Here is a 23,106-nt window from a genome sequence, read left to right on the forward strand (position 1 = left end):
CAGAGTTTCCTTAGCGTACGTTTTTCTCCGAATTCTGCGGGGTCCCCTTCAACGGGTCTATGATCCTCACCAGAAATGATGAGAGTGAAGAGTGCCACAGGTTGCCCTATGTCTGGCATTCCCGTTCAACCTGGGTTGTCTCAGCCACCACTGAACACACCGACTGTGCTACCAAAGGGGAACGCTGCCAGACTGTTTGCCAATGGCTTCATATGCTGTCAATGCACGGACCCTGTCGACAAAGCAGAGCATGTCGTGATGCTTTGACAGAGATGAATTCTCTGTCTGGTGTGTTATTCACGTCTTGTTTGGACTGTGTGTGGTCGCTGAACATCGGGAAAGCGGCGGATATCGAACGGGCAGGGGGGAGAGCAAGGCGATGTCAGCCCCAATAAAGAGACAAAAAAAGAGCCACACGATGTGTGGCTCTTTATTCAGACTAACGAGTCTGCTCAGGGGCGACCGGCCGGGCTGGTTGCCACGTTGCTGGCAGCGGTGCTGCCACCGTGGCGACCGGAGGTCACGACTTCGCTGCGTACCAGGGGAGCGTACTCCACGGGTTCACGGGGTGTCGGGGCAGGAGCCGCAGCTGGCGTTGCCATGGGCGCATAAGCCTTGCGGGCACGGGCCAATACACCGGCACCCTTGCTGACCTTCACTTCGGGGCTGGTTGCTGGCTCGGTTTGCACCACAGCAGCCGGCATCTCGACGACCTCCGCCTCGACGGTGGCCGTCTCCTCAGCGATAACGACAGGTGCCGCTTCAGCAACCGGTGCAACCTCTTCTGGGATGGCCTCCACTTGCTGGGTCTGCTCGACAGCATCGATCACGGCGACAGGTTCGTCATGAGAGGCGGTGTTGACGATAGGTTCGACCATCTCGGGTTCGACAACTGCCACTTCGGCGACGGGTTCAGCGTCTGCTTGCGCAACCTGCTCAACTTCGTCAGTGGAGGGCGCATCCACAGCCTGGGCTGCCAGTGCTTGCTCTGCCGCTTCCTCAGCAACGGCTTCAGCCACCACGTGTTCGGTCAGTGCGGCGGAAGCCTGCAGGGCGGCTGCAACCGCTTCTGCGCTCGGAATGGTGATGACAGGCACAACCGGTTCTTCCACCTTCACCTGAGCCGCATCGGCCTGGGCCGCGGTAGTCAGCTGCACTTCACCTTGTGCTTCGTCTTCACGCTGGCCACGAGCCTCTTCGTTGATGCGCTTGCGACGTTGTCCTTCGATGCGCTGATTGCGCGGGGTACGGCGGGAACGACGCTGACCTTCGCCTTGCTCTTCTTGTTGCTCAGCAGCGGCGGCTTGCACGTCGGCGACATCGGTGATTTGCTCGTCAGTCGGCAGGGCAGGGGTGTCGGTCGCGGCGACATCGACACGGATCTGCTTGCGCAGTTGGCGACGTTCGCGGCGCTCGGCCACTTTTTGCTCTTTTTCCTGACGCGGTTCAGCGCTGGCGACCGCAGTATCAACGGTATCAACCGCCTCGACGCTCACCTCGGCACGGGGTTCGCGGGGGGCGCGAGGTTCACGAGCCGGACGCGGGGCACGAGGTTCGCGCTCCTGGCGGGGTTCGCGAGGCTCACGCTCCATGCGCTGTTCGGTGCGCACTTCGCCACGGGGTTCCCGTTCCTGGCGCGGTTCCCGCTCTTGACGAGGCTCACGCTCTTTGCGCGGGCGACGATTGCGATCACTGCTCTCGCGGCTGGCTGCGCCTTCACGCTTCTCGCCGGCCTCGACATTGCGACTGCCGCGGTTGTCATCGCGACGGCCACGTTGACCACGGCTGCGGGATTCATCGCGCTGGTGACGGTGCCCGTCATCCTTGCGAGCTTCGCGCTGGGCGGCCGGTTTGTCGGCAGGCGCCTTCACCTCGGCCGGAGCCGCATCGGAGGAGGCACCGAACAGGCCGGAGAAGGCCTTGGCCAGCTTGCCAAAGAAGCCGACTTGTTCTGCAACCGGAGCGGGAGTCGCAACAGGAGCCGGGGCGGTGGGCGCAACCGGCTGGGGAGCCGGGGCAAACCCTTGCAGCAGCGGCTGTTCGCGCTCGACTACCTGAGCCTGGCGCGGCTGATAGACCGGCTTGGCAATCTCGGTTTTGAGCTCGTAGCTGGCCGCTTCCGGGATCTCGTTCTGACGGATGCGGGTCACTTCGTAGTGCGGGGTTTCCAGATGCTGGTTCGGAATGATGTAGACACGCACATCATTGCGCTGTTCCAGATTGGCGATGGAGGTACGCTTCTCGTTGAGCAGATAGGCGGCCACATCGACCGGCACCTGGGCATGAACCTGCTCGGTGTTGTCCTTCATGGCCTCTTCTTCGATGAGACGAAGGATGGACAGGGCGAGGGATTCGTTGTCACGGATGACCCCCTGACCCTGGCAACGGGGGCAGATATGGCTGCTGGACTCGTTGAGGGAGGGACGCAGACGCTGGCGAGACATCTCCAGCAGACCGAAACGGGAGATACGGCCCAGCTGGATACGGGCACGATCCTGATGCACCGCTTCACGCAGACGGTTTTCCACTTCGCGCTGATGGCGAACCGGGGTCATGTCGATGAAGTCGATGACAATCAGGCCACCCAGGTCACGCAGACGCAATTGACGGGCAATCTCGTCTGCTGCTTCCAGGTTGGTCTGCAGGGCGGTCTCTTCGATATCGCCGCCCTTGGTGGCGCGGGAGGAGTTGATATCGATGGAGGTCAGTGCTTCGGTCGGATCGATGACGATGCTGCCGCCGGAGGGCAGGCGCACTTCGCGCTGGAAGGCCGATTCGATCTGGCTCTCGATCTGGAAGTGGTTGAACAGGGCGACATCGCCCTTGTACAGCTTCACGCGATTGAGAAAATCGGGACGGACCAGCTCGATATGTGACTTGGCGCGCTCGAAGATGACCGGGTTGTCGATCAGGATCTCGCCCACATCGCGACGCAGATAGTCACGGATGGCGCGCACGATGACGTTGCTTTCCTGGTGAATGAGCACCGGAGCGGAACGTTGTTGTGACGCCTTGTGGATGGAGTCCCAGTGATTGAGCAGAACGTTCAGATCCCACTCCAGCTCTTCCGGGGACTTGCCCACACCGGCGGTGCGCACGATGAGGCCCATGCCGTCCGGCACGGTCAGTCCGCTCAGGGCTTCCTTCAGCTCGGTCCGCTCGTCACCCTCGATGCGACGGGAGATGCCGCCGGCACGAGGGTTGTTCGGCATCAGCACCAGGTAGCTGCCAGCCAGACTGATGAAGGTGGTGAGGGCTGCACCCTTGGTACCACGCTCTTCCTTGTCGATCTGGACAATGACTTCCTGGCCTTCGCGGACCACTTCTTTGATGTTGGGACGACCCTGATAGGAGTAACCGGAGGGGAAGTAATTGCGGGCGATTTCCTTTAACGGCAGGAAACCGTGGCGTTCGGCGCCATAGTCAACAAAAGCAGCTTCGAGACTGGGTTCTACTCGGGTGATTTTGCCCTTGTAAATGTTCGCTTTTTTCTGCTCGTGTCCCGGACTTTCAATATCCAAATCGTAGAGCTGTTGTCCGTCAACCAGCGCTACGCGCAACTCCTCTTCCTGAGTCGCGTTGATTAGCATTCTTTTCATTGAGTTCTCATTATTTTGTCATTTTGATTCCTCCACTGGGTCCTGCCGGCGCCGGCCTCGGGTCTTCAGCATGCTGGGGCAACCTCCCGGTTGGGGTATGCATGAGGCGCAAACTAAGGGCACTCTGGTTCAGCCTTCTCGAGAGGGCGTGAATTAAGGATACCGATGTGGAGACAATTTACGTCGGCTCTGTTTGTGTTCTCCATGCGTTGTACCTCGCACCCGGGAACCGTCATGTTCTTGTATACACGGTGTTTCGGGATTGGGTGGCATACATTTTGGCCACTTAGTACAAGGCTTGAACACAATGCCAAAACCTTGTTTATTATCCCATTTAAACCACTTTTATAGCAAGACGCCATTTTTTAACAAAGCATGGAGCCAAGGGCTGTCTGCGGTGTTAAAATCCGCGCCATGACACAGATACATCAACAAGTGCAGCTGCTCACCATCGAAGCTGAGCATGACGGGCAGCGCATCGACAATTTTCTCAAGACTCAGTTAAAGGGCGTCCCCAAGAGCCTGATCTATCGCATCCTTCGAAAAGGGGAGGTGCGGGTCAACAAGAAGCGCATCAAACCGGAATACAAGCTTTGTGCCGGTGACGAGGTGCGGGTGCCCCCCGTGCGTGTGGCCGAGAAGAATGAGTTGCCTTCTGCCAACCTCGGCAGCATCCAGCGTCTGGAGAGTCAGATCCTGTTTGAAGACGACGCCATGATAGTGCTAAACAAGCCGTCCGGCATGGCAGTTCACGGCGGCAGCGGCCTCAGTTTTGGCGTCATCGAAGGGCTGCGTGCCCTGCGCCCCGAAGCCCGCTTCCTCGAACTGGTGCACCGGCTGGATCGTGACACCTCCGGCGTACTGCTGGTTGCCAAGAAGCGCAGTGCCCTGCGGAGCCTGCACGAGCAGCTGCGGGTCAAAACCATGCGCAAGCAGTATCTGGCGCTGGTGCGCGGCCAGTGGCAACCCCACGTCAAGGTGGTCAATGCGCCACTTCGCAAAAATGATCTGCAATCCGGCGAGCGGGTGGTGCGGGTCAGCAGCGATGGCAAACCCTCCGAGACCCGGTTCCGGATTGCCCGTCAGTTTGCCGAGGCTACCCTGGTCGAGTGCAGCCCCATCACTGGCCGTACTCACCAGATCCGTGTCCACACCCAGCACGCCGGCCATCCCATCGCCTGCGATGACAAATATGGTGAGACCGGGTTTGATGAAAAAATGCGAGGGCAGGGGCTAAAGCGTCTGTTCCTGCACGCCTGGAAGCTCACCTTTACTCATCCGGTGGATGAGCGGGAGATGCAGGTGGAAGCGCCATTGTCACCGGAGCTTGAGGCGTTTCTCGCCAAGCTGCCACGCTGACAACCATGAAAAACGGGAGCCAGGCTCCCGTTTTTCATGGCAGAGTTCTTGTTATGGCAGAGCCAGGCCGTGGCGACCCAGGAGATCAACCAAGCCTATCAGGGGAAGACCGACAAGGGCGTTGGGATCGCGCCCCTCCAGCGCCTTGAACAAGACGATGCCCATTCCCTCGCATTTGAAGCTGCCGGCACAATCCAGAGGACGTTCGGCCTCCACATAGCGACGGATGGCTGCTTCGTCGAGCGAGCGAAAATACACGGTGAAAGGCTCGACGAGCTGCTCGGCATGGCCATTCGCAGCATTGATCACACAGAGCCCGGTGTAAAAGATGACGCGCTTGCCTTGTGCCCGCAGCAACTGCTCGACCGCCTTCTCCACCGTGCCGGGCTTGCCGAGGATCTGCCCGTCACAGACGCACACCTGATCTGAACCGATGATCAATCCTTGATCACGGTCAGTAGCAACGGCATTCGCCTTGGCAAATGCCAATCTGCTGACCAGGGCTTCTGCGGTCTCCCCGTGTCGCGCTGTCTCATCGACTTGAGGAGCAGCACAGTGAAATGGCTGACCGAGTTTTTCCAGCAAGGTTTTGCGGTAGGACGAGGTGGACGCGAGGATCAAGGAAGGCTGCATGTTTTGATGATATCCATTTATAAATCAATTGGTTGATTCTATCTGTGCAGATGGGGCCACGCAAACAGGAGATGTCTACAGTGGGACTCGCCTAATTAGCGGGAAGCATGCATGCTGATGGAACCACAGCACAAACACAATCGCCAGCTGGGCAGGGACATGGCAACTTCGTCAGGGGGATGAGGGGGTGATGCTTTGGACCCAGCCACATCCTCCGACATCTTTTCAGGCCTTACGTCTGGAGATGCGCGTGAATGCCGATCCTGGCGCGCTGATCACGGTACTGCGCAACACGGTGCGCCATGAAGAGTGGTTGCCCCAGAGCCGTGAAGTCAGGGTGCTGGCCAGATCGGGTCCCGACGATGATCTGGTCTATACCCGCCTGGCGTCTCCCTGGCCGGTGCAAGACAGGGAGCTCATCACCCGCTCCCATTTGAGTCGACGCATCGATTGCGGCCTGACTCTCGAGGTGTGGGCAGAGCCGAATGCCCTGCCATTGCATGCAGGGCTGTTCCGGATCCAGGAAAGCGCTGGACGGTGGGAGGCGCTACCCCAACGGGATGGCAGCACACTCGTTCGGCTCGAAACCTATACCAACCCGGGCAACAACTTGCCGGGCTGGCTGGTCAATCCCATTGCCATCAAGGCTGCCGTGGGCAGTTTCAAAGCCATACGCAGACTGATGGAAGCCGAGCCCAGAGTGGCTGCGACACCAGGCCTGCTGGGGAGAGACCCGCGCTGTTCTGCCACCTGATGAGACACCAAGGAGCACATCCGGTGGACAGACAGGAGAGGGGAACAGGATCCTGTGCCAGATCCTGCACGATATGGCATAATCGGCCACCGATGAGCACAAGTTCCTCTTGCAGGGGCCTGTGAAGGTAAAATCATCGGCGGTAAGGACTTTTTCCTTTGACTATCCCTTGTTGGACCTATAATATTCGCGCCCTATGCAAAAGGTGAAGTTGCCCGTTAAGGTTGATCCAGTCCGTAATGCCTTGAAGCTACTCGATTATGTCGGGATAGTGGAAAAGTCGCAGATGCCCAGGCTGGAGGAATCAACCGAAGGCTTGCGAAGTGATGTGGATGTCACACTGCACTTTGGCAAAGATGTCCAGAAGTTGACCGTTATGAAAGGCACTGCCCATGCCAAGGTCGACCTGGTTTGCCAGCGTTGTGGTGAGACGTTTGAACACCTTTGTGAAGCTAGTTTTATTTACACTCCGCTGTTCGAAAGAACAAACGAGGAAGAACTGCCGGAAGCTTATGAGCCCATTGAGTTGGACGAAAACGGCGAGATAGATCTTCATCAAATCCTGGAGGATGAACTCATCCTCTCGTTGCCTCAGGTAGCCATGCATCCGGTGGATGTGTGTCCCAGAGGAAACATGGAGATGACCTGGGGTGAAATCGAACCTGCTGATGAGCGGCCGAATCCCTTTGCAGTTCTTGAAGCGCTCAAACGTAAGTGAATTTTAGGAGTTAGCCTACCATGGCCGTACAACAGAACCGTAAAACCCGCGCCAAGCGTGGCATGCGTCGTTCCCACGATGCGCTGACCACCGCTGCCCTGACTGTTGATCAGACCAGTGGCGAAATTCATCGTCGTCACCACGTGACTGCCGATGGTTTCTACCGCGGTAAAAAGGTAATCGCTTAAGGATTGCCTTTGTCTACGCAAACTGTCGCGCTAGACATAATGGGGGGAGATATCGGCCCCTCGGAAACAGTGCCTGCCGCCGTGCAGGCACTGTCTCTTCTACCCCAGCTAAAACTTGTTCTGGTCGGTGATCAACACCAGACCGCCTCTCTTCTGCAGCAACATGGCTTGCTCAACCACCCTCGCGTTCGTCTCGTGCATGCCTCCCAGGTCGTGGGCATGGGCGAAAAGCCTATCGTGGCGCTGCGTACCCTGAAAGACTCCTCCATGCGCGTGACCCTGGATCTGGTCAAGAGCGGCGCTGCCGATGCCTGTGTCAGTGCAGGCAACACCGGTGCCTTGATGGCCATGGCCAAGTGCGTGCTCAAATCCTTGCCCGGTGTTGACCGGCCAGCCCTCATCAAGGCGCTGCCCACATTGAGTGGAAAGCGGACCGTGATGCTGGATCTGGGTGCGAACGTGAGCTGCGATGCCGACACCCTGCTGCAATTTGCCGTGATGGGCGCCGTAGTCGCAGAGAAGGTGGAGGGGATACCTTCACCCAGAGTGGCACTGCTCAACGTAGGGGAGGAGGAGATCAAGGGCAACGACCTGGTGCGCCACAGCGCCGAGTTGCTGCGCCAATGCTCCGCCCTGAATTTTGTCGGTTTCATTGAGGGGGACAGGATCTTCAGCGGCGAGTGCGACGTGATCGTCTGCGACGGTTTCGTGGGCAACGTGGCGCTCAAGACCGCGGAGGGGGTGGTGCGGATGATGGCCGAACTGGCCGGATATCCGCGCAAAAAACGCAGTTTTCTTGGTCGACTCGCCGGATTTATGTTCAAACGGCGTTTCTCTTACCTGAACCCCGACCAGTATAATGGCGCGAGTCTGTTAGGATTGCGCGGCATTGTGGTAAAAAGCCATGGGCGGGCCGAGCGCCGCGCTCTGTGTCATGCGATTCTGCTGGCCGCACAAGAAGCCAGACATCAACTTCCATTGCAAATTGCAGATCGCCTTGAATCTGTCTTTTCCGACAGGGATTTATAAAACTCTATGCATAGCAAAATTCTGGGTACTGGCAGTTATCTGCCGAGTTCGGTTCGTACCAACGCCGATCTTGAACAGATGGTTGAAACCAGGGACGAATGGATCGTGGAACGCACCGGGATCCGTGAACGCCGTATCGCCGGAGCCGACGAAACCGTCGCGACCCTTTCTCATCAAGCGGCCTTGCGTGCGCTTGATGCGGCAGGTCTGACTGCCGCCGATCTGGACATGATAGTGCTGGCCACTACCAGCGCAGAGAATGCCTTCCCAGCTGCTGCCTGTGAACTGCAGGGGCTGCTTGACGTACCGGGGATCCCGGCGTTTGACGTAGCCGCCGCCTGTGCCGGCTTTACATATGCTCTCGCCATCGCCGATCAGTTCGTCAAATCCGGCGCTGCTCGCCACGTGCTGGTTGTCGGTGCGGACGTGCTGTCACGCATGTGCGATCCCGAGGATCGCGGCACCATCATCCTGTTCGGGGATGGGGCAGGGGCCGTGGTCATCGGTGCCAGCGACACTCCTGGGATCCTCTCCACCCATCTGCATGCCGATGGCCGTTATGGCGAGCTGCTCAAACTGCCGCAGCCCCGTCGCGGCATGCCGGGTGCTGAGCTCGAAGCCTACATGTACATGAAGGGCAACGATGTCTTCAAGGTGGCGGTGACACGCCTTAGCGAGATCGTGACCGAAACCCTGGCTGCGGCCAACGTCGAGCCGAGCGAGCTGGACTGGCTGGTGCCCCATCAAGCCAACTTCCGCATCATCAATGCCACCGCCAAGAAACTCGGCATGGGGCTCGACAAGGTGATCCTGACCCTGGATCGTCATGGCAATACCTCCGCGGCCTCCGTGCCCATCGCCTTCGATGAAGGGGTGCGCGATGGTCGCATCAAACCCGGCCAGCTGGTCCTGCTGGAAGCCTTCGGCGGCGGTTTTGCCTGGGGCTCTGCGCTGGTTCGCCTCTGATACCGAGCGGTGCCCGGTCCTCGGGCGCCCGCTTACCGAATTCGTCTTACCTTAAAGGAATCAATGATGACCCGATTTGCCATTGCCTTCCCGGGACAAGGCTCCCAGAGCGTCGGCATGCTGGCCGAGCTGGCCGAGCAACACGCAGTGATTAAAGAGACCTTCGCCGAGGCGAGCCAGGTGCTGGGCTATGACCTGTTTGCCCTGGTGATGGCAGGCCCGGCCGAGGATCTCAACAAAACCTGGCGTACCCAGCCAGCGCTGTTGACCGCCTCCGTCGCGCTGTGGCGCCTGTGGCAACAACAAGGCGGGGTAACCCCTGCCGTGATGGCCGGCCACAGCCTGGGGGAATACTCCGCCCTGGTGTGCAGCGGCGCGCTGGCGTTTGCCGATGCCGTCAAGCTGGTCGAGCTGCGTGGTTTGGCCATGCAGGAAGCCGTACCGGAAGGCACTGGCGCCATGGCTGCCATCATCGGTCTGGACAACGAAAGCATCGCTGCCAACTGTGAGAAAGCGGCCCAGGGGCAGGTGGTTTCTCCGGTCAACTTCAACTCTCCGGGTCAGGTGGTCATCGCCGGCCACAAAGAGGCGGTCGAGCGTGCCAACGTGCTGATGAAAGAGTCAGGTGCCAAGCGTGCCCTGCCGCTGCCGGTCTCCGTGCCCTCCCACTGCGCCCTGATGAAACCGGCCGCAGAAAAGCTGGCCGCCGCCCTGGATGGGATCGAGATCAAGGTTCCTGCCATCGCCGTCATCAATAATGTTGACGTCTCTTGTGAGCAGGATCCTGCCGCCATCAAGCAAGCCTTGGTGCGTCAGCTGTTCAGCCCGGTTCGCTGGACTGAAACGGTAGAGCGCATGGCAAACGACGGTGTTACCCTCGAGATCGAGATGGGCCCGGGCAAGGTATTGACCGGCCTGGCCAAGCGTATCGATGCGCGAGTGGAAGGTATTCACGCCAACGACGCCGCCTCGTTCGAGCAGGCACTGGCCCAGATCAAGTAAACAGGAGCAAGTCATGAGTTTTACCGATAAGGTTGTGTTGGTCACTGGCGCCAGCCGTGGCATTGGTCGTGCGATTGCGGAGATGTTTGCTGCTCGTGGCGCCAAAGTCGTGGGGACCGCGACCAGCGAGAGCGGTGCCGAGGCGATCAGTGCTTACCTGGGTGAACAAGGCTGCGGCATGGCACTGAACGTGACCAGTCAGGAATCTATCGAAACCGTCTTCGCCGCCATCAAGGCGCGTTTTGGCGACATCGACATCCTGATCAACAACGCCGGCATTACCCGCGACAACCTGCTGATGCGGATGAAGGATGACGAGTGGAACGAGATCATCGACACCAATCTCACCTCCCTGTACCGTCTGAGTAAGCCGGTATTGCGTGCCATGATGAAGAAGCGTAACGGTCGCATCATCAGCATCGGTTCCGTGGTCGGCACCATGGGCAACGCCGGTCAGGTCAACTATGCTGCTGCCAAGGCTGGTCTGGTTGGCTTTACCAAGTCGCTGGCCCGTGAAGTGGCATCTCGTGGCATCACGGTGAATGCGGTTGCTCCCGGTTTCATCGAGACCGACATGACCAAGGCGCTCAATGAAGAGCAGCGCGCCGGCATCATGAATCAGGTGCCTGCTGCCCGTTTGGGCGATCCGAAAGAAATTGCTGCCGCTGTGGTATTCTTGGCATCGGATGATGCCGCCTATATTACCGGCGAAACCCTGCATGTTAATGGCGGGATGTACATGGTGTAATCAATTTGTCGTGAGTTCTGTTCAAATTTGCGATAATACGCCGAAGTTTGGCGAATTTCGTGGTTTGACCAGCGGCAAGTCACTTGCAAACTCACGTCAATTGAATACACTACCCCAACCAGACGCAATAGCGTATTTTTAAAGGAAAATTCAGGTCATGAGCAACATCGAAGAACGCGTAAAGAAAATCATCATCGAACAACTGGGTGTTAAAGAAGAAGACGTGAAGAACGCTGCCTCCTTCGTCGACGACCTGGGCGCTGACTCTTTGGATACCGTTGAACTGGTAATGGCGCTGGAAGAAGAATTCGATACCGAAATTCCTGATGAAGAAGCCGAGAAGATCACCACTGTTCAAGCGGCTATCGACTACATCACCGCTAATCAGGAATAAGTTCCTGTTCTGAAAGAAGCGGCCCAAGGGCCGCTTCTTTTATGTTTACCCCTTTCAAAACACCTCTCGGAGACTACCTCAGTGTCAAAACGCAGAGTCGTGGTGACCGGCTTGGGGATGCTTTCCCCGGTAGGCAACACTGCCGAATCCAGCTGGCAAGCCCTGCTCAACGGGCAGAGCGGCATTTCCCTCATCGACCACTTTGATGCAAGCGAGTTCGCAACCCGTTTCGCAGGCCTGGTCAAGGATTTCGACCCCGAAGAGTTCGGCATCAACCGCAAAGAAGCCCGCAAGATGGATCTCTTCATCCAGTATGGCGTGGCGGCGGGTGTTCAGGCCCTGGAAGATTCCGGCCTGATCATCAACGAAGAGAACGCGGAGCGGGTAGGCGTTGCCATCGGCTCCGGTATCGGCGGTCTGGGTCTGATTGAGCAGAACCACAGCAGCCTCATCAATGGCGGCCCTCGCAAGCTGAGCCCTTTCTTCGTTCCGTCCACCATCATCAATATGGTGTCCGGTCATCTTTCCATCATGAAAGGCATGCAGGGCCCGAACATCGCCGTGACTACCGCCTGTACCACGGGTACCCATGCCATCGGCATGGCTGGCCGGATGATCGCCTATGGCGATGCGGACGTGATGGTTGCCGGTGGTGCCGAGAAAGCCTCCACCCCCATGGGCATGGGCGGCTTTGCCGCTGCCAAGGCGCTCTCCACACGTAATGACGAACCGCAGAAGGCGAGCCGCCCCTGGGACAAGGATCGCGACGGTTTCGTGCTGGGCGACGGTGCCGGCGTGTTGGTGCTGGAAGAGTATGAACATGCCAAGGCCCGCGGCGCCAAGATCTATGCCGAGCTGGTCGGCTTTGGCATGAGCGGGGATGCCTATCACATGACGGCCCCTCCCTCGGACGGCGATGGTGGCGCACGCGCCATGAAGAACGCCATCAAGGATGCTGGCATCGCACCCGAGCAGATCGGTTACATCAATGCCCACGGTACCTCCACGCCCCTTGGGGATGTGGCAGAGCTGCGCGGCATGAAGAAGGTGTTTGGTGACCATGCCAGCGCCCTGATGGTCAGTTCCACCAAGTCCATGACAGGCCACCTGTTGGGTGCGGCTGGCGCCATCGAGGCGATCATCACTGTGCTTTCTCTGCGTGACCAGATGGTGCCTCCCACCATCAACCTGGACAAGCCGGATGATGAGTGCGACCTGGATCTGGTGCCGCATGTTGCCAAGGCTGGCAGCTTCGAATATGCCCTCTCCAATTCCTTCGGTTTTGGCGGCACCAATGGCTCCCTGATCTTCAAACGCGTATAATTCGCTCTGGGCGAATGATAAGGCCCGATACGGCAGTATCGGGCCTTTTTTATCGGAGGGATCCCCTTGCTGATTAATGGAATACCCACAGAAACACTGTCAGCCAGGGATCGTGGGCTGGCATACGGTGATGGTCATTTCACAACCATGCTGGTGAGGGAAGGGAAGGTACTCTGGTGGCAGGACCATCTGGCCCGGCTGCAACATGCCAACGCCCGGCTTGGTTTTGGCGAGCACTCCTGGGACCTGCTTGCCGACGAGGCGGCGCAGCTGGCTTCTGGGCAGGCACAGGCTGTCGTCAAGATAATGCTGACCCGGGGCGCCGGTGGGCGGGGATATGACGGCGCAGGCTGTGACACGCCCACTCGCATCGTCTCTTTGGCACCTTATCCTGAGCATTATCATGATTGGCAGCAAACCGGCATCAATGCCTTGGTATGCCAGCAGCATCTTGGGGACAGTCCCATGCTCGCCGGTCTCAAGACGCTGGGGCGCCTCGAACAAGTGATGCTGAAGCGCGAACTTGCTGCGCGCGGCGGGGTCGAAGGTATAGTCTTGAACAGCCGGGGATTTCTGGTAGAAGGGGTCAGCGCCAATCTGTTTTGGCGTCGCGGCAGGACGGTGTTCACACCGGATCTCACCCGCGCCGGGATCGATGGCATCATGCGCAAGCGCGTGATGACGATGCTTAAACAGATGGGCATTGAACTGCGTGTCGTTGAAGCTCCATTGGAGTCACTCTGGCAGGCGGAAGAGGTCTGGCTGACCAATACCCTGATGGGGATTGTCCCGGTCACCAGCATCGGGGATATGCACTATCCCAGTCCGGTATTGATCCGCCGTTTACAGGAGCGCTTGGTCATTGAAGTTTAATCGGCTTTACACCCTGCTCGCGGGGGCGGCACTCTCTGTCGCCGTTGCCGGAGGGTACGTGTATCACAAGTGGCAACAGGTGGAGACGCTCACCAACAAGGGGCCAACCCGCCTCTTTACCGTCGAAAAAGGCGCCCATGCGGCGCGCCTGATTGCCGAACTGGGAGAGGGGGAAACCAGCCCCTGGGCGGTGCGCCTCTGGTTGCGCGGTCATCCCGAACTGGTGGCCATCAAGTCCGGCACCTATGAAATCAAGGAAGGGGCGCCGCTCAAGGAGACTCTCTCTCTCTTTGCTTCCGGCAAGGAGTTTCACTTCAGCCTGACCTTTGTCGAAGGGTCCCGTTTTGAGGATTGGCTGAAGCAACTTTCCAGCGCCCCCTATCTGGAGCGCCTGACTCTGGAGCAGAGCGAAACCGAGCTGGCTCAGGAACTCGGCATCGAAAATGGCAAGCTGGAGGGGTGGTTCCTGCCGGAAACCTACGCCTATACCACTCATGCCAGCGATCTTTCCATCCTGCGCCGCGCCTATCAGGACATGAAAACGTTCCTGGAGGCTTCCTGGGAGAAGCGTCAGGCCAATCTGCCCTACAAGACACCCTATGAGGCGCTCATCATGGCCTCCATCATCGAAAAAGAGACGGGCCAACCGGATGAACGAGCCCAGATTGCCTCTGTGTTCGTCAACCGTCTACGCCTTGGCATGAAGTTGCAGACCGACCCTACCGTCATCTACGGGGTGAAGGAGAGGTACGATGGCAACATTCGCCGCAGCGATTTAACCGACGTGAACCCCTACAACACCTATGTGATCGACGGTCTGCCTCCGACGCCCATCGCCATGCCGGGCAAGGCCTCCATCGAGGCGGCGCTCAACCCCAAATCGACCGACTATCTCTACTTCGTTGCCAAGGGGGGCGGTGCCCACTACTTCTCCAAGACCCTCGATGAACACAATCGGGCGGTGCGTGAATACATATTGAAGAAACCCTAATGTCTAAATTTATCGTGATTGAAGGATTGGAAGGGGCAGGGAAGAGCTCTGCGGTGCGCTATGTGACCGACTATCTGCAAGCCCACGGAGTTGCGCGGATCGAGTGCACCCGGGAGCCGGGCGGCACGCCGCTGGCGGAACGCATGCGGGCCATCGTCAAGGAAGTGCACGACGAGCGCCTGACAGTCGAGGCCGAGCTGCTGTTGATGTACGCCTCCCGGGTACAACTGGTGGAGACCCGGATCAAGCCTGCCTTGGCAGACGGCATCTGGGTAGTGGGCGATCGCCACGATCTCTCCTCCCAGGCCTATCAGGGGGGTGGCCGCGGCATCGATGCGAACCTCATCGGCGCCATCAAACGGGCGGTCCTCGGGGATTTCAAGCCGGATCTGACGCTCTATCTGGACATCGATCCTGCCATCGGCCTGCAGCGGGCCCGCCATCGCGGCGAGCTGGACAGGATTGAGCTGGAGCAGATCGGCTTCTTTGAACGTACCCGCCAGCGTTACCTCGAGTTGGCGGCCGCCGATGATTCCATCCAGATCATCGATGCCGGGTTGCCCCCGGCGCAAGTCAAAGCCGCCATCGAGGCTGCCCTTGAGCATTATCTGGCAAGCGAGGGGCTATGTATCCCTGGCTGATCCCGGATTGGCATGCCCTGAGCGAGACGGCCCGGGCCGGACGGCTCGGGCACGCCTGGTTGCTGCTAGGAGATCCTGGTCTTGGCAAGGAGCAGCTTGCAGAGCGACTGGCGCGACTGCACCTGTGTCAGCATCCACAACGAGGTGAGCCTTGCGGTCAGTGCCACTCCTGCCAACTGTTTGAGAAGGGGCATCACCCGGATCTTGGCACCCTGGGGCCCGAGGGCAAGACCATAGGTGTCGAAGCCATCCGGGAGATTTGCAGCCGCCTCCAGAGCACATCCCAGCTCGGTCGCGGCAAGGTGGTGATCATTCAGGAGGCGGAGCGCATGACGGAGTCTGCCGCCAATGCTTTGCTGAAGACGCTGGAAGAGCCGGCTGGCGACAGTCTGTTGCTGCTCATCGCATCCCGGGTATCTCGCCTGCTCCCCACCATCTTGAGCCGTTGTCACAAGCATGTCTGCCAGCTCCCCTCTGAGGGGGAGACCCTTGCCTGGCTCGCCGAGCAGGGCCATCAGGCCACCCAGGCCCAGGTGCGGATCTGCCAGGGTGCGCCGCTGCGGGTGCTGAGCTACATCGAAGCACAGCAAGATGATGCCAGACGGGCATTGCTCGACGGATTTGTCTCGCTGGCATCGGCCCCCACCCGTGCGGCGAATGTCTGTGCCCAGTTGGCCGAGGATACTCAGGTCCGGCAGCACTGGTTGCAGCTCTTCCTGTGTGATGCCCTCAAGCTTCAGGCTGGCTGCGGCCATCATCAACTGGCAATGCCGGATCTTGCATCACTCAGCCAGCAACTGGCAGAGAAACACTCCAGCGAACGGCTCCTGGAAGCCGAACAGCAGCTGGTTATGCTGAAAGAGGCTTGTCAGCCAGGGCAGCTTTCCAATCCCACCATCCATTTGATGAACTGGCTCAATCGCTGGTTATAAACAAGGTTGTCTATGTTACTCGTTGATTCCCATTGCCATCTCGATCGCTTGAGTTATGGCTCCAAGCAGACCGACATGGCCGATGTATTGGCCAAGGCGGCGCAGCAGAGCGTGGGATATTTTCTCTGCGTGAGTGTGACCCAGGCCCAGTTCCCGACCATGATGGAGGCCATCGCTCCCTATCCCCAGGTGTTTGCCTCCTGCGGTGTCCACCCGCTCAATCAGGATCCCGGGGTGGATGCTGCCTTGCTGCTGACTCAGGCGGCCGATGAGAGAGTGGTGGCCATCGGCGAAACCGGGCTCGACTACTTCTATTCACCGGAAAACAAGGATGTACAGCAAGCCTCTTTCCGCGAACATATTCGTGTAGCCCGGGCACTGAACAAACCGCTCATCATCCACACCCGGGATGCCCAGGAAGACACGCTGCGGATCATGCGAGAGGAGGGGGCCGAACAGGTGGGCGGAGTGCTGCACTGCTTCACCGAGTCCCTCGAAATGGCCGAGGCCGCGATGGCCATGGGGTTCTACATTTCCATCTCGGGAATAGCCACTTTCAAGAACGCCTCAGCCCTGCAGGCCGTGGTCAAGGCGTTGCCCCTGGAGCGACTGCTGGTTGAAACCGACTCTCCCTATCTGGCACCGGTTCCGCACCGGGGGAGGGAGAATGAGCCGGCCTTTGTTCGCGACGTCGCCCAATTTATCGCGGATCTTCGCCAGATATCGCTCGCTGAATTGGCGGAGGCCACCAGCCACAATTTCTTCGAATTGTTCAAGTTGGCAAAGCGATAACAGACAACGCCCCGCATAGCGGGGCGTTTTACTATGACAATCAGCATTATCATTACCCATCCAAAAACAATCACGCCAAGTTGTTATCTCTCACTTTTTTTTGCGGTGGATACTGATGAGATTAAATCCACAATCCTGATAAAACGGAGTAGAGATGACAGGGTACTTGAGAAATAAATGAGGGAGCTGAAATGGGTTAAAGCACTCTTCATAAGTATCGATAATATTCATTATCGATACTTGATAGATCTGGATGATCCTGTAAGATCCACCGAAACTCCGCTTTAAATCATATAGTTAAGTGAACTACCCACGCCTTCAAAACCCAGTTCAGCAATCTTTGCAGAGCGTCTTCGATCCTCAGCTGAACAGCCGGGCAAGACGCTTCCTGCGCAGCGCCAAAGCCGACTCCACCCTCAATGCCTATCAGGCAGATACCCGCATCTTTGTCTCCTGGTGCCAGCTCCACGGGCTGGATCCCTTGCAGACGACACATCATGACATCATGAATTTTCTGGCGGATCAGGCCGATGGCATCCTGGCCAACTGGGTCTGGCTGGACAAAGAAGAAGGAAAGGGGGAACTTCGCAACGGGGAACCTCGCAAACCGGCCACCCTGGTAAGACGGCTTGCCGGCATTCGTTATGCCTTCAAGCAGAAGGGGATCCACCCCATGCCGACCGAGCATGCGGAGATCAAGGAGATGATGCGGGGCATAGTACGGCTCGGTGATAACCGCAAACGCAAAACGGGGGCGCTGACCCTGAAACCATTGGCCTGCGTGCTGGACGAGATAGATACCAGCAACCTGGCGGGACTTCGGGATTACACCCTGTTGCTCCTGATGTTCAGTGGCGCCTTGCGCCGGTCGGAAGCGGCCAGGATCGAGGTGAATGACGTGCAGTTTGTGGGGCAGGGGATACGCCTTCGTCTCAAACCAAGCAAACATCAGCTCCATGAATCGGAGATAGCACTCATTCCAGGTACCCGGTATTGCCCAGTGTCTGCACTGCAACAATGGCTGAAAAAAAGCCGAATTGCTGAGGGCCCCCTGTTTCGTCGAATGAATCGCTGGGGACAGCTGATGACAGACCCCCTGGGGCCGCAAGGTATCAACCTGATGATCAAGCGGCGAACCGACCAGGCCATCGACGATCTCCACGTCAGTGGCCACAGTTTGCGGCGGGGGTTCATCACCTCGGCGGTGACGGCGGGCAAGCCGATGAACAAGATCATCGAGGTGACAAGGCACAAGGACATGCGCACCTTGCAGGAATATTTCGACGATGCACACAAGTTCTCGGATCACGCCCTGGATGGGTTGTTATAGAAAACCGCGCCTCTGCTTTTTTTATGTTAAATGCTATCCTGTTGATCTGATGGTATATTCAATCCGTCCTCCACAGACATCATGACGGTGGGGGAGTCGTAATCCGATTTACTTTCGTAGAAGATGCCAACGAAAAATGAGAGATAACATTCACGATATAGACATGTCGGAAGGTCACGATAGCCAGGAATTGAAGAAAAGCGCCGCTCAAGAGAACGCCGAACGCCAACGCCAGCACGTGAAGCGCAAGCAGGAGAGTCACAGCCGGTTGCAGTGCTGGATAAGCAATCGTCACGCCGAGCGACTGCATGAACTCGGCCTGCATCTGGAAGACAGTCAGGCATCCCTCATCGAGCAGGCAATCGATCTGCTCTATCAGCACGAACTGCAACAAACGACCAACGCGCAGCAGAGCGATGTCCCCGAGTCGGCAGACATGCTCGAATAGACGATGGTATCGTGCCGGCATGGTTGAAAAAGGAAGAAAAAAAAAGCCAGGTACGAATTCCTTGTACCTGGCATAGGGGAATTGGCTCCTTGCAGAGCCGTGCGCTAACTGGTATGCGGATAGCCTTAAGCTTAGACAAGGCTCTAGGCATTTCAAGAACCGGATAAAAGTTCAACCAGAGTGGGGGTTTTTAAGACTCGAACAGGCGCTATTTTTGCTCGAGCGACCCCACTCTCACGCATTGAACAGGTTGTTGTCCCGTACCAGCTCCCGGGGCAGGGCATTCTTGATGCGACTCCCCACCCATTTCCCCATGCCGAGCGGGTGCCCCTGGTAACGAACGATCACTTCCCCACTCCCGGCATCCTGCTCTGGCCAGACATCTCGTCCCATCATGAATTCACGGGCATTGGCGGCATCCAGCTCGACGCATCCCTTGCTCGCCTCATGGCCGTAAGCCAGAGCCCATTCATGGGTCAATCGATATCCCTTCTTGAAGGTTTCAGCCAGCTTGATGCCGATGCGATCGAAACGCAGCTTCCCCTGTACCTGCTCGAAGGCGTGAGGGAAGAGCCAGATCTCGTCATTGCGGCCAAACAGTTGGCCATGGGGCACGATGCCAAAATTCCCTTCAATCTCCCGCAGCATGGGGCCGGCCTCTTTCTCTGGCAGCGGCGAGAAGGGGAACTTGCCGAGCTTGCCCGGTTTGAACATGGTGTTGGGTACGGAGTGATGCTTGCGTAACCGGGCGACGAAAAAGCCTTCACTGTCGAAGATCTGGGGCCAAACGTGCAAGTATCCCTCCGGTGTACAGGCTTTCTCCGCTCCCGGAAAGAGATCGGCCAACGAGTCAAAGCTGAAGGCATCACCGAACTTCTCCTGCAACGACTGACAGACGTCCTGGTTCTCTTGCAGGCTCAGGGTGCAGGTGGAGTAGACCAGTACGCCGCCGGGTTTGAGGGCGTGAAAAGCGCTCTCCAGCAGGCCACGCTGCACCGCGGCAATCTCGTCGATGCTCTCGAGACTCCAGTTGCGCAGCGCGTCTTCATCTTTTCGCACCGTCCCCTCGCCGGAGCAGGGGGCGTCGAGCAGGATGGCGTCGAAGGTTTCAGGCAGCCATTGGCCAAAGACCTTGGCATCGAAATGGGTCATGCCGACGTTGGTCACACCGCAGCGCTGGATATTGGCGCTCAGCACTTTCAACCTGCTGCTGGAAAACTCGTTGGCGATCAGCATGCCGCGGTTCTCCATCAGCGCCGCGATCTGGGTAGTCTTGGAACCAGGGGCGGCGGCCGCGTCCAGCAACATGCCATCCCGTCTGGTTTGCTCACTGGCAAAGAGCGCCGTCACCGGCAACATGGAGCTCGCTTCCTGGATATAGAAGAGGCCGCACAAATGCTCGGCCGTGTTGCCAAGGGGAACGCTCTCATCGCTGCGGGTGAGCCAGAAGCCGGCTGCACACCAGGGCACGGGATCCAGCTGCCAACCAAGCGGCGCCATACGGGCGACAAACTCGGATACCGTGATCTTGAGGGTGTTGACCCGGATGCTGCGCCGCAGCGGCTGCCGGCAACTCGCCACGAATGCCTCCATGGAGAGATGGGATGGCATGAACTCCGCAATGTGACGCAGGAAGTGATCGGGGAGGTAGGTGTTGTCGTGCACGGCGCAATCTCGCTGACCCAAAATGAGGGGCGACATCTTACCACAGTGCGCGGCCCTTCTTGATGGGGGAGTCCATGAGGCCATAAAAAAACCGGCACAAGGCCGGTTTTTGACGAACAGGGGAATAACTCAGGGCAAGATGCGGGGGCTCCACTCCAGCCACTCTTTCTCTGCCTTGGCATGAAGCGGATAACGATGGCCCGCCTTGACGGTCGCGCCCATCTCCCGCTCCGGCGTATTGAAGGCAATCCCGCCTGCCAGCAGGCTTTGCACCGTTTCGACCTCGATGGTGCCACCGGTCAGCCCGATATCGGCCTTGACCCCGGAGACATTCCAGAAGCGGCTGTTGGCGCGTATCAGATGGGCGTACTGTCCATCCACATTCACATCGATCAGTACCTCGCTGCCATCCCGGGCCAGGGTCACGCCGGTGACGCTGCCCACCACCATCTTGCGAAACAGCAGGGGGCTGCCCACGCTGATGCCATCGACGGAGGGGCTCTTGAGGGTCAGGGCAAGACCGGCGGGGCCACTCTGGCTCAAGGGGAAGGTCTCCTTGCCAGCCCCCCGGCCCGGTGTCGCCTCCACAAAGGCCCCCTTGATCAGGGTATCGAGGTGGGCAACGCCCCCCAGCCCGACCTTGGCCTGCACCAGGGCATAGCGCGCCCCGGATTGCAGGAAACGCGCGGCATATTGCTCATTCAGCTCGGCCTTGAAGCTTACCTGGCCCAGGGTCGGATCCAGTTCCACTTGCTCCACCTTGCCGATGTCCACTCCGCGATAGCGGATGGGGCTGCCGACCCCGAGACCCGGGTTGTGATCCGCCGTGAGGGTGAGGGTGCGCACCTGGGAGCTTGCCTGCTCCTTGCTGTCAAAGAGCTGATGACTGCTGCGACCTGTCCCCAGCTTGTCGAATTCGATGGCACCACGTAGCAGGGTGGCGAGGTTCCCCATCTTGACCTGCACGCCGTCGAGCCGGATCTTGCCGTCGATGGCGGCCTTCTTCCAGAACTGGGGTTGCTGCTTGAGCAAAGGAGCATAGATGGCATCGATCTCCAGGGTGATGGCCACCCCGCGACCATCGGCATCCAGCGCCTTGACCTTGCCCGCTTCCAGTCCCAGGTAGAGGACGGGGGAGCCCACACCGATACCATCAGCCTGAGCGGCACGCAGCGTCCAGCTGACCGCTTTGGCATGGCGGCTCCCAAGCAGGGCCAGCTCCTGGCTGGGGTAGAGGCGGTCAATCCTGTCACCCTTCGCAGCCTGTACCAGCTTGATGCCCCCCGCCAACCAGGCACTGGCCGGGCTGGTCTCCACCTTGATACCGCTGAGGTCCGCCTCCACCTGCAAGGGGGCGGCGCGATAGAAGCGAGCCCGTTGCAACAGATGGCGATAACGCTCGTTCACCAGCAGCTCGACACTGGCATTGCCGCCGGCATCCAGGGTCAGTGCCCCGAGCTGACCTATCTGCAACCCCTTGAACCAGAGCGGAGCCCCTTCGCTCAAACCGGCGAGATCCTCTGCCTGCAGGGTCAGCTTGATGCCGCCGCGCTGTGCCTGGCTCTCCAGGGTCATGGTGTTGACCCGTTCACCGGGTTCATAGTCCAGACGAATGGCGGGCCCGGCCAGCAGGCGATCCGCATGCTTGATCCCGGCAGGGGAGAGAGAGACCGTCTCCCACACCAGGCGACTCTTGCCGGTCACCCGGAACGCCTGCTCGGGGTTGATGAGGGCCGTCACGCTCCGCCCCTGTTCGGTGAGGCGAATGGGGTCGACTCGTCCAATCTCGATGCCCTCATAGAGGATGGGCATCCCTTCCTTGATGGGCAGAGTCCCCGCCTGGATGGTGATGCGCTCACCCCGGGCGGCCTCGGCCAGCCCCTTGTAGAGGATGAAATTGACCCCCTTTTGCGCCACGGGAGAATCCTTGGGGGAGTCAAACGCAATGCCGCCGCTCAGGATGGAGGTGAGGCTGCCCGCCTCCACGCTGACGCCAGCCAGGCTGAAGGAGCCCTTGATGCCGCTGATGTTCCAGAAGCGGGTATCCGCCTTGACGAGGTGCTCGAAGCGCGGCTCGATCACCAGATCCAGGATCACGTTCTGGTTCTCTTCCCCAAGACGGGTGTTGATGACACTGCCCACCTCCAGCCCGCGGAAATAGATCTTGGCGCCGATGCCCACCGACCCCAGAGAATCGGCTGTCAGGTGCAGGGTTCGCCCTTGGGCCTGATAACCGGGGGGAGGGCCATCCAGGGCATCGAACTCATCCTCCAGCGGGTTGTTCTCCCGTCCGGGTTGCAGGTTGATGTAGTTGCCGGACACCAGGGTGTCCAGGCCGGAGATCTCGGTCAGTGACGCCTTCGGACTCACCAGCCAGAAGTCGGAGCCCTTGCGTATGAGGGAGCGGGCACGGCTGTCCACCTTGGCCAGCACCGCAATCTTGCGACCATCCTGTGCCAGTTCAAGCTCCTGGACCACGCCGATGGCGACCCCCTGATAGCGCAACTGGGTCTTGCCCGGCAAGATACCGTTGCCCTGGGCAAAGTTGATGCGAATGAGTTGACCACTGCTCGTCCACTGCTGGTAGAGAAAGCCTCCCGCCAGCAAGAGGGCGATGAAGGGCAGCAACCAGACCGGGGATAACCAGCGGTGCTTCTCAATGACGGGCTCAGCCCCGACCATACCGACTCCTTACATTGGCTGTGATGCACAGCGCGTTCG

At 58.9% G+C, this 23,106-nt stretch carries 21 protein-coding genes; 17 read left to right on the plus strand and 4 right to left on the minus strand.

The genetic code is table 11. The features are described from left to right. Positions 1-452: 452 nt before the first annotated feature. A complete protein-coding gene (gene rne / locus C2U37_RS19795) occupies positions 453-3,599 on the minus strand; it encodes a ribonuclease E (RefSeq protein WP_104452936.1) in 3,147 nt (1,048 codons plus the stop codon). A gap of 414 nt (positions 3,600-4,013) precedes the next feature. Between rne and rluC the strand changes: the two genes are divergently transcribed. Continuing rightward, entirely contained in the window at positions 4,014-4,958 is a 945-nt protein-coding gene (gene rluC, locus C2U37_RS19800) for a 23S rRNA pseudouridine(955/2504/2580) synthase RluC (protein ID WP_010674735.1), read from the plus strand. 51 nt (positions 4,959-5,009) lie between these two features. Here the strand turns inward: rluC and C2U37_RS19805 are convergent, their stop codons facing one another. Continuing rightward, positions 5,010-5,591: a Maf family protein gene (locus C2U37_RS19805; protein WP_029314530.1), complete on the minus strand. Its 582-nt coding sequence runs from the start codon at positions 5,589-5,591 to the stop codon at positions 5,010-5,012. 244 nt (positions 5,592-5,835) lie between these two features. Between C2U37_RS19805 and C2U37_RS19810 the strand changes: the two genes are divergently transcribed. The 16 genes from C2U37_RS19810 to C2U37_RS19885 all read left to right on the plus strand — a co-directional run bounded on the left by C2U37_RS19810 (position 5,836) and on the right by C2U37_RS19885 (position 18,720). After that, a complete protein-coding gene (locus tag C2U37_RS19810) occupies positions 5,836-6,345 on the plus strand; it encodes a hypothetical protein (RefSeq protein WP_202611129.1) in 510 nt (169 codons plus the stop codon). Between the two features lie 196 nt (positions 6,346-6,541). Further along, positions 6,542-7,063 (plus strand): 23S rRNA accumulation protein YceD, encoded by a 522-nt coding sequence (gene yceD / locus C2U37_RS19815; RefSeq protein ID WP_029314532.1) that lies wholly within the window; start codon positions 6,542-6,544, stop codon positions 7,061-7,063. A gap of 20 nt (positions 7,064-7,083) precedes the next feature. Beyond that, positions 7,084-7,251: a 50S ribosomal protein L32 gene (gene rpmF, locus C2U37_RS19820; RefSeq protein WP_005300935.1), complete on the plus strand. Its 168-nt coding sequence runs from the start codon at positions 7,084-7,086 to the stop codon at positions 7,249-7,251. 9 nt (positions 7,252-7,260) lie between these two features. Then, positions 7,261-8,280 carry a phosphate acyltransferase PlsX gene (gene plsX, locus C2U37_RS19825; RefSeq protein ID WP_010674739.1) on the plus strand — a complete coding sequence of 340 codons (1,020 nt, stop codon included), beginning with the start codon at positions 7,261-7,263 and terminating at the stop codon, positions 8,278-8,280. A gap of 6 nt (positions 8,281-8,286) precedes the next feature. Next, positions 8,287-9,246 carry a beta-ketoacyl-ACP synthase III gene (locus C2U37_RS19830; RefSeq protein WP_104452937.1) on the plus strand — a complete coding sequence of 320 codons (960 nt, stop codon included), beginning with the start codon at positions 8,287-8,289 and terminating at the stop codon, positions 9,244-9,246. A 66-nt stretch (positions 9,247-9,312) separates the two neighbouring features. Then, a complete protein-coding gene (gene fabD / locus C2U37_RS19835; RefSeq protein WP_010674741.1) occupies positions 9,313-10,248 on the plus strand; it encodes an ACP S-malonyltransferase in 936 nt (311 codons plus the stop codon). Between the two features lie 13 nt (positions 10,249-10,261). Beyond that, a complete protein-coding gene (gene fabG, locus C2U37_RS19840) occupies positions 10,262-10,996 on the plus strand; it encodes a 3-oxoacyl-ACP reductase FabG (RefSeq protein ID WP_010674742.1) in 735 nt (244 codons plus the stop codon). Positions 10,997-11,153: 157 nt separating this feature from the next. Further along, complete coding sequence (gene acpP / locus C2U37_RS19845) at positions 11,154-11,390, plus strand: acyl carrier protein (protein ID WP_005300909.1); 237 nt, start codon at positions 11,154-11,156, stop codon at positions 11,388-11,390. An 81-nt stretch (positions 11,391-11,471) separates the two neighbouring features. Further along, the gene (fabF, locus tag C2U37_RS19850) at positions 11,472-12,713 is read left to right on the plus strand and encodes a beta-ketoacyl-ACP synthase II (protein WP_010674743.1); all 1,242 of its coding nucleotides are present in this window, start codon (positions 11,472-11,474) and stop codon (positions 12,711-12,713) included. A 66-nt stretch (positions 12,714-12,779) separates the two neighbouring features. Then, positions 12,780-13,586, plus strand: coding sequence for an aminodeoxychorismate lyase (gene pabC / locus C2U37_RS19855; RefSeq protein WP_182721850.1), 807 nt, complete (start codon positions 12,780-12,782; stop codon positions 13,584-13,586). Further along, a complete protein-coding gene (mltG, locus tag C2U37_RS19860) occupies positions 13,576-14,577 on the plus strand; it encodes an endolytic transglycosylase MltG (protein ID WP_029314535.1) in 1,002 nt (333 codons plus the stop codon). Before pabC ends, mltG begins: the two co-directional genes overlap by 11 nt. Then, entirely contained in the window at positions 14,577-15,218 is a 642-nt protein-coding gene (gene tmk, locus C2U37_RS19865; protein WP_010674746.1) for a dTMP kinase, read from the plus strand. Before mltG ends, tmk begins: the two co-directional genes overlap by 1 nt. Then, on the plus strand, positions 15,203-16,150 hold the full coding sequence (holB, locus tag C2U37_RS19870) for a DNA polymerase III subunit delta' (RefSeq protein ID WP_010674747.1): 948 nt from the start codon (positions 15,203-15,205) through the stop codon (positions 16,148-16,150). Before tmk ends, holB begins: the two co-directional genes overlap by 16 nt. A 12-nt stretch (positions 16,151-16,162) precedes the next feature. Then, positions 16,163-16,942, plus strand: a complete 780-nt coding sequence (locus tag C2U37_RS19875) for a TatD family hydrolase (protein ID WP_029314537.1) — start codon at positions 16,163-16,165, stop codon at positions 16,940-16,942. A gap of 301 nt (positions 16,943-17,243) precedes the next feature. Beyond that, positions 17,244-18,272 carry a site-specific integrase gene (locus C2U37_RS19880; RefSeq protein WP_104452939.1) on the plus strand — a complete coding sequence of 343 codons (1,029 nt, stop codon included), beginning with the start codon at positions 17,244-17,246 and terminating at the stop codon, positions 18,270-18,272. 163 nt (positions 18,273-18,435) lie between these two features. Further along, a complete protein-coding gene (locus C2U37_RS19885; protein ID WP_104452940.1) occupies positions 18,436-18,720 on the plus strand; it encodes a RepB family protein in 285 nt (94 codons plus the stop codon). A gap of 234 nt (positions 18,721-18,954) precedes the next feature. On the opposite strand, the gene rsmF is transcribed toward C2U37_RS19885, so the two are convergent. Both rsmF and C2U37_RS19895 read right to left on the minus strand, forming a co-directional pair. Continuing rightward, positions 18,955-20,385 carry a 16S rRNA (cytosine(1407)-C(5))-methyltransferase RsmF gene (gene rsmF / locus C2U37_RS19890; RefSeq protein ID WP_104453285.1) on the minus strand — a complete coding sequence of 477 codons (1,431 nt, stop codon included), beginning with the start codon at positions 20,383-20,385 and terminating at the stop codon, positions 18,955-18,957. Between the two features lie 129 nt (positions 20,386-20,514). Further along, a complete protein-coding gene (locus C2U37_RS19895; protein WP_104452941.1) occupies positions 20,515-23,067 on the minus strand; it encodes an MlaD family protein in 2,553 nt (850 codons plus the stop codon). Between the last annotated feature and the right edge of the window lie 39 nt (positions 23,068-23,106).

Origin of the sequence: Aeromonas sp. ASNIH1 (assembly GCF_002934285.1) — a bacterium.
Taxonomy (GTDB): domain Bacteria; phylum Pseudomonadota; class Gammaproteobacteria; order Enterobacterales; family Aeromonadaceae; genus Aeromonas; species Aeromonas caviae.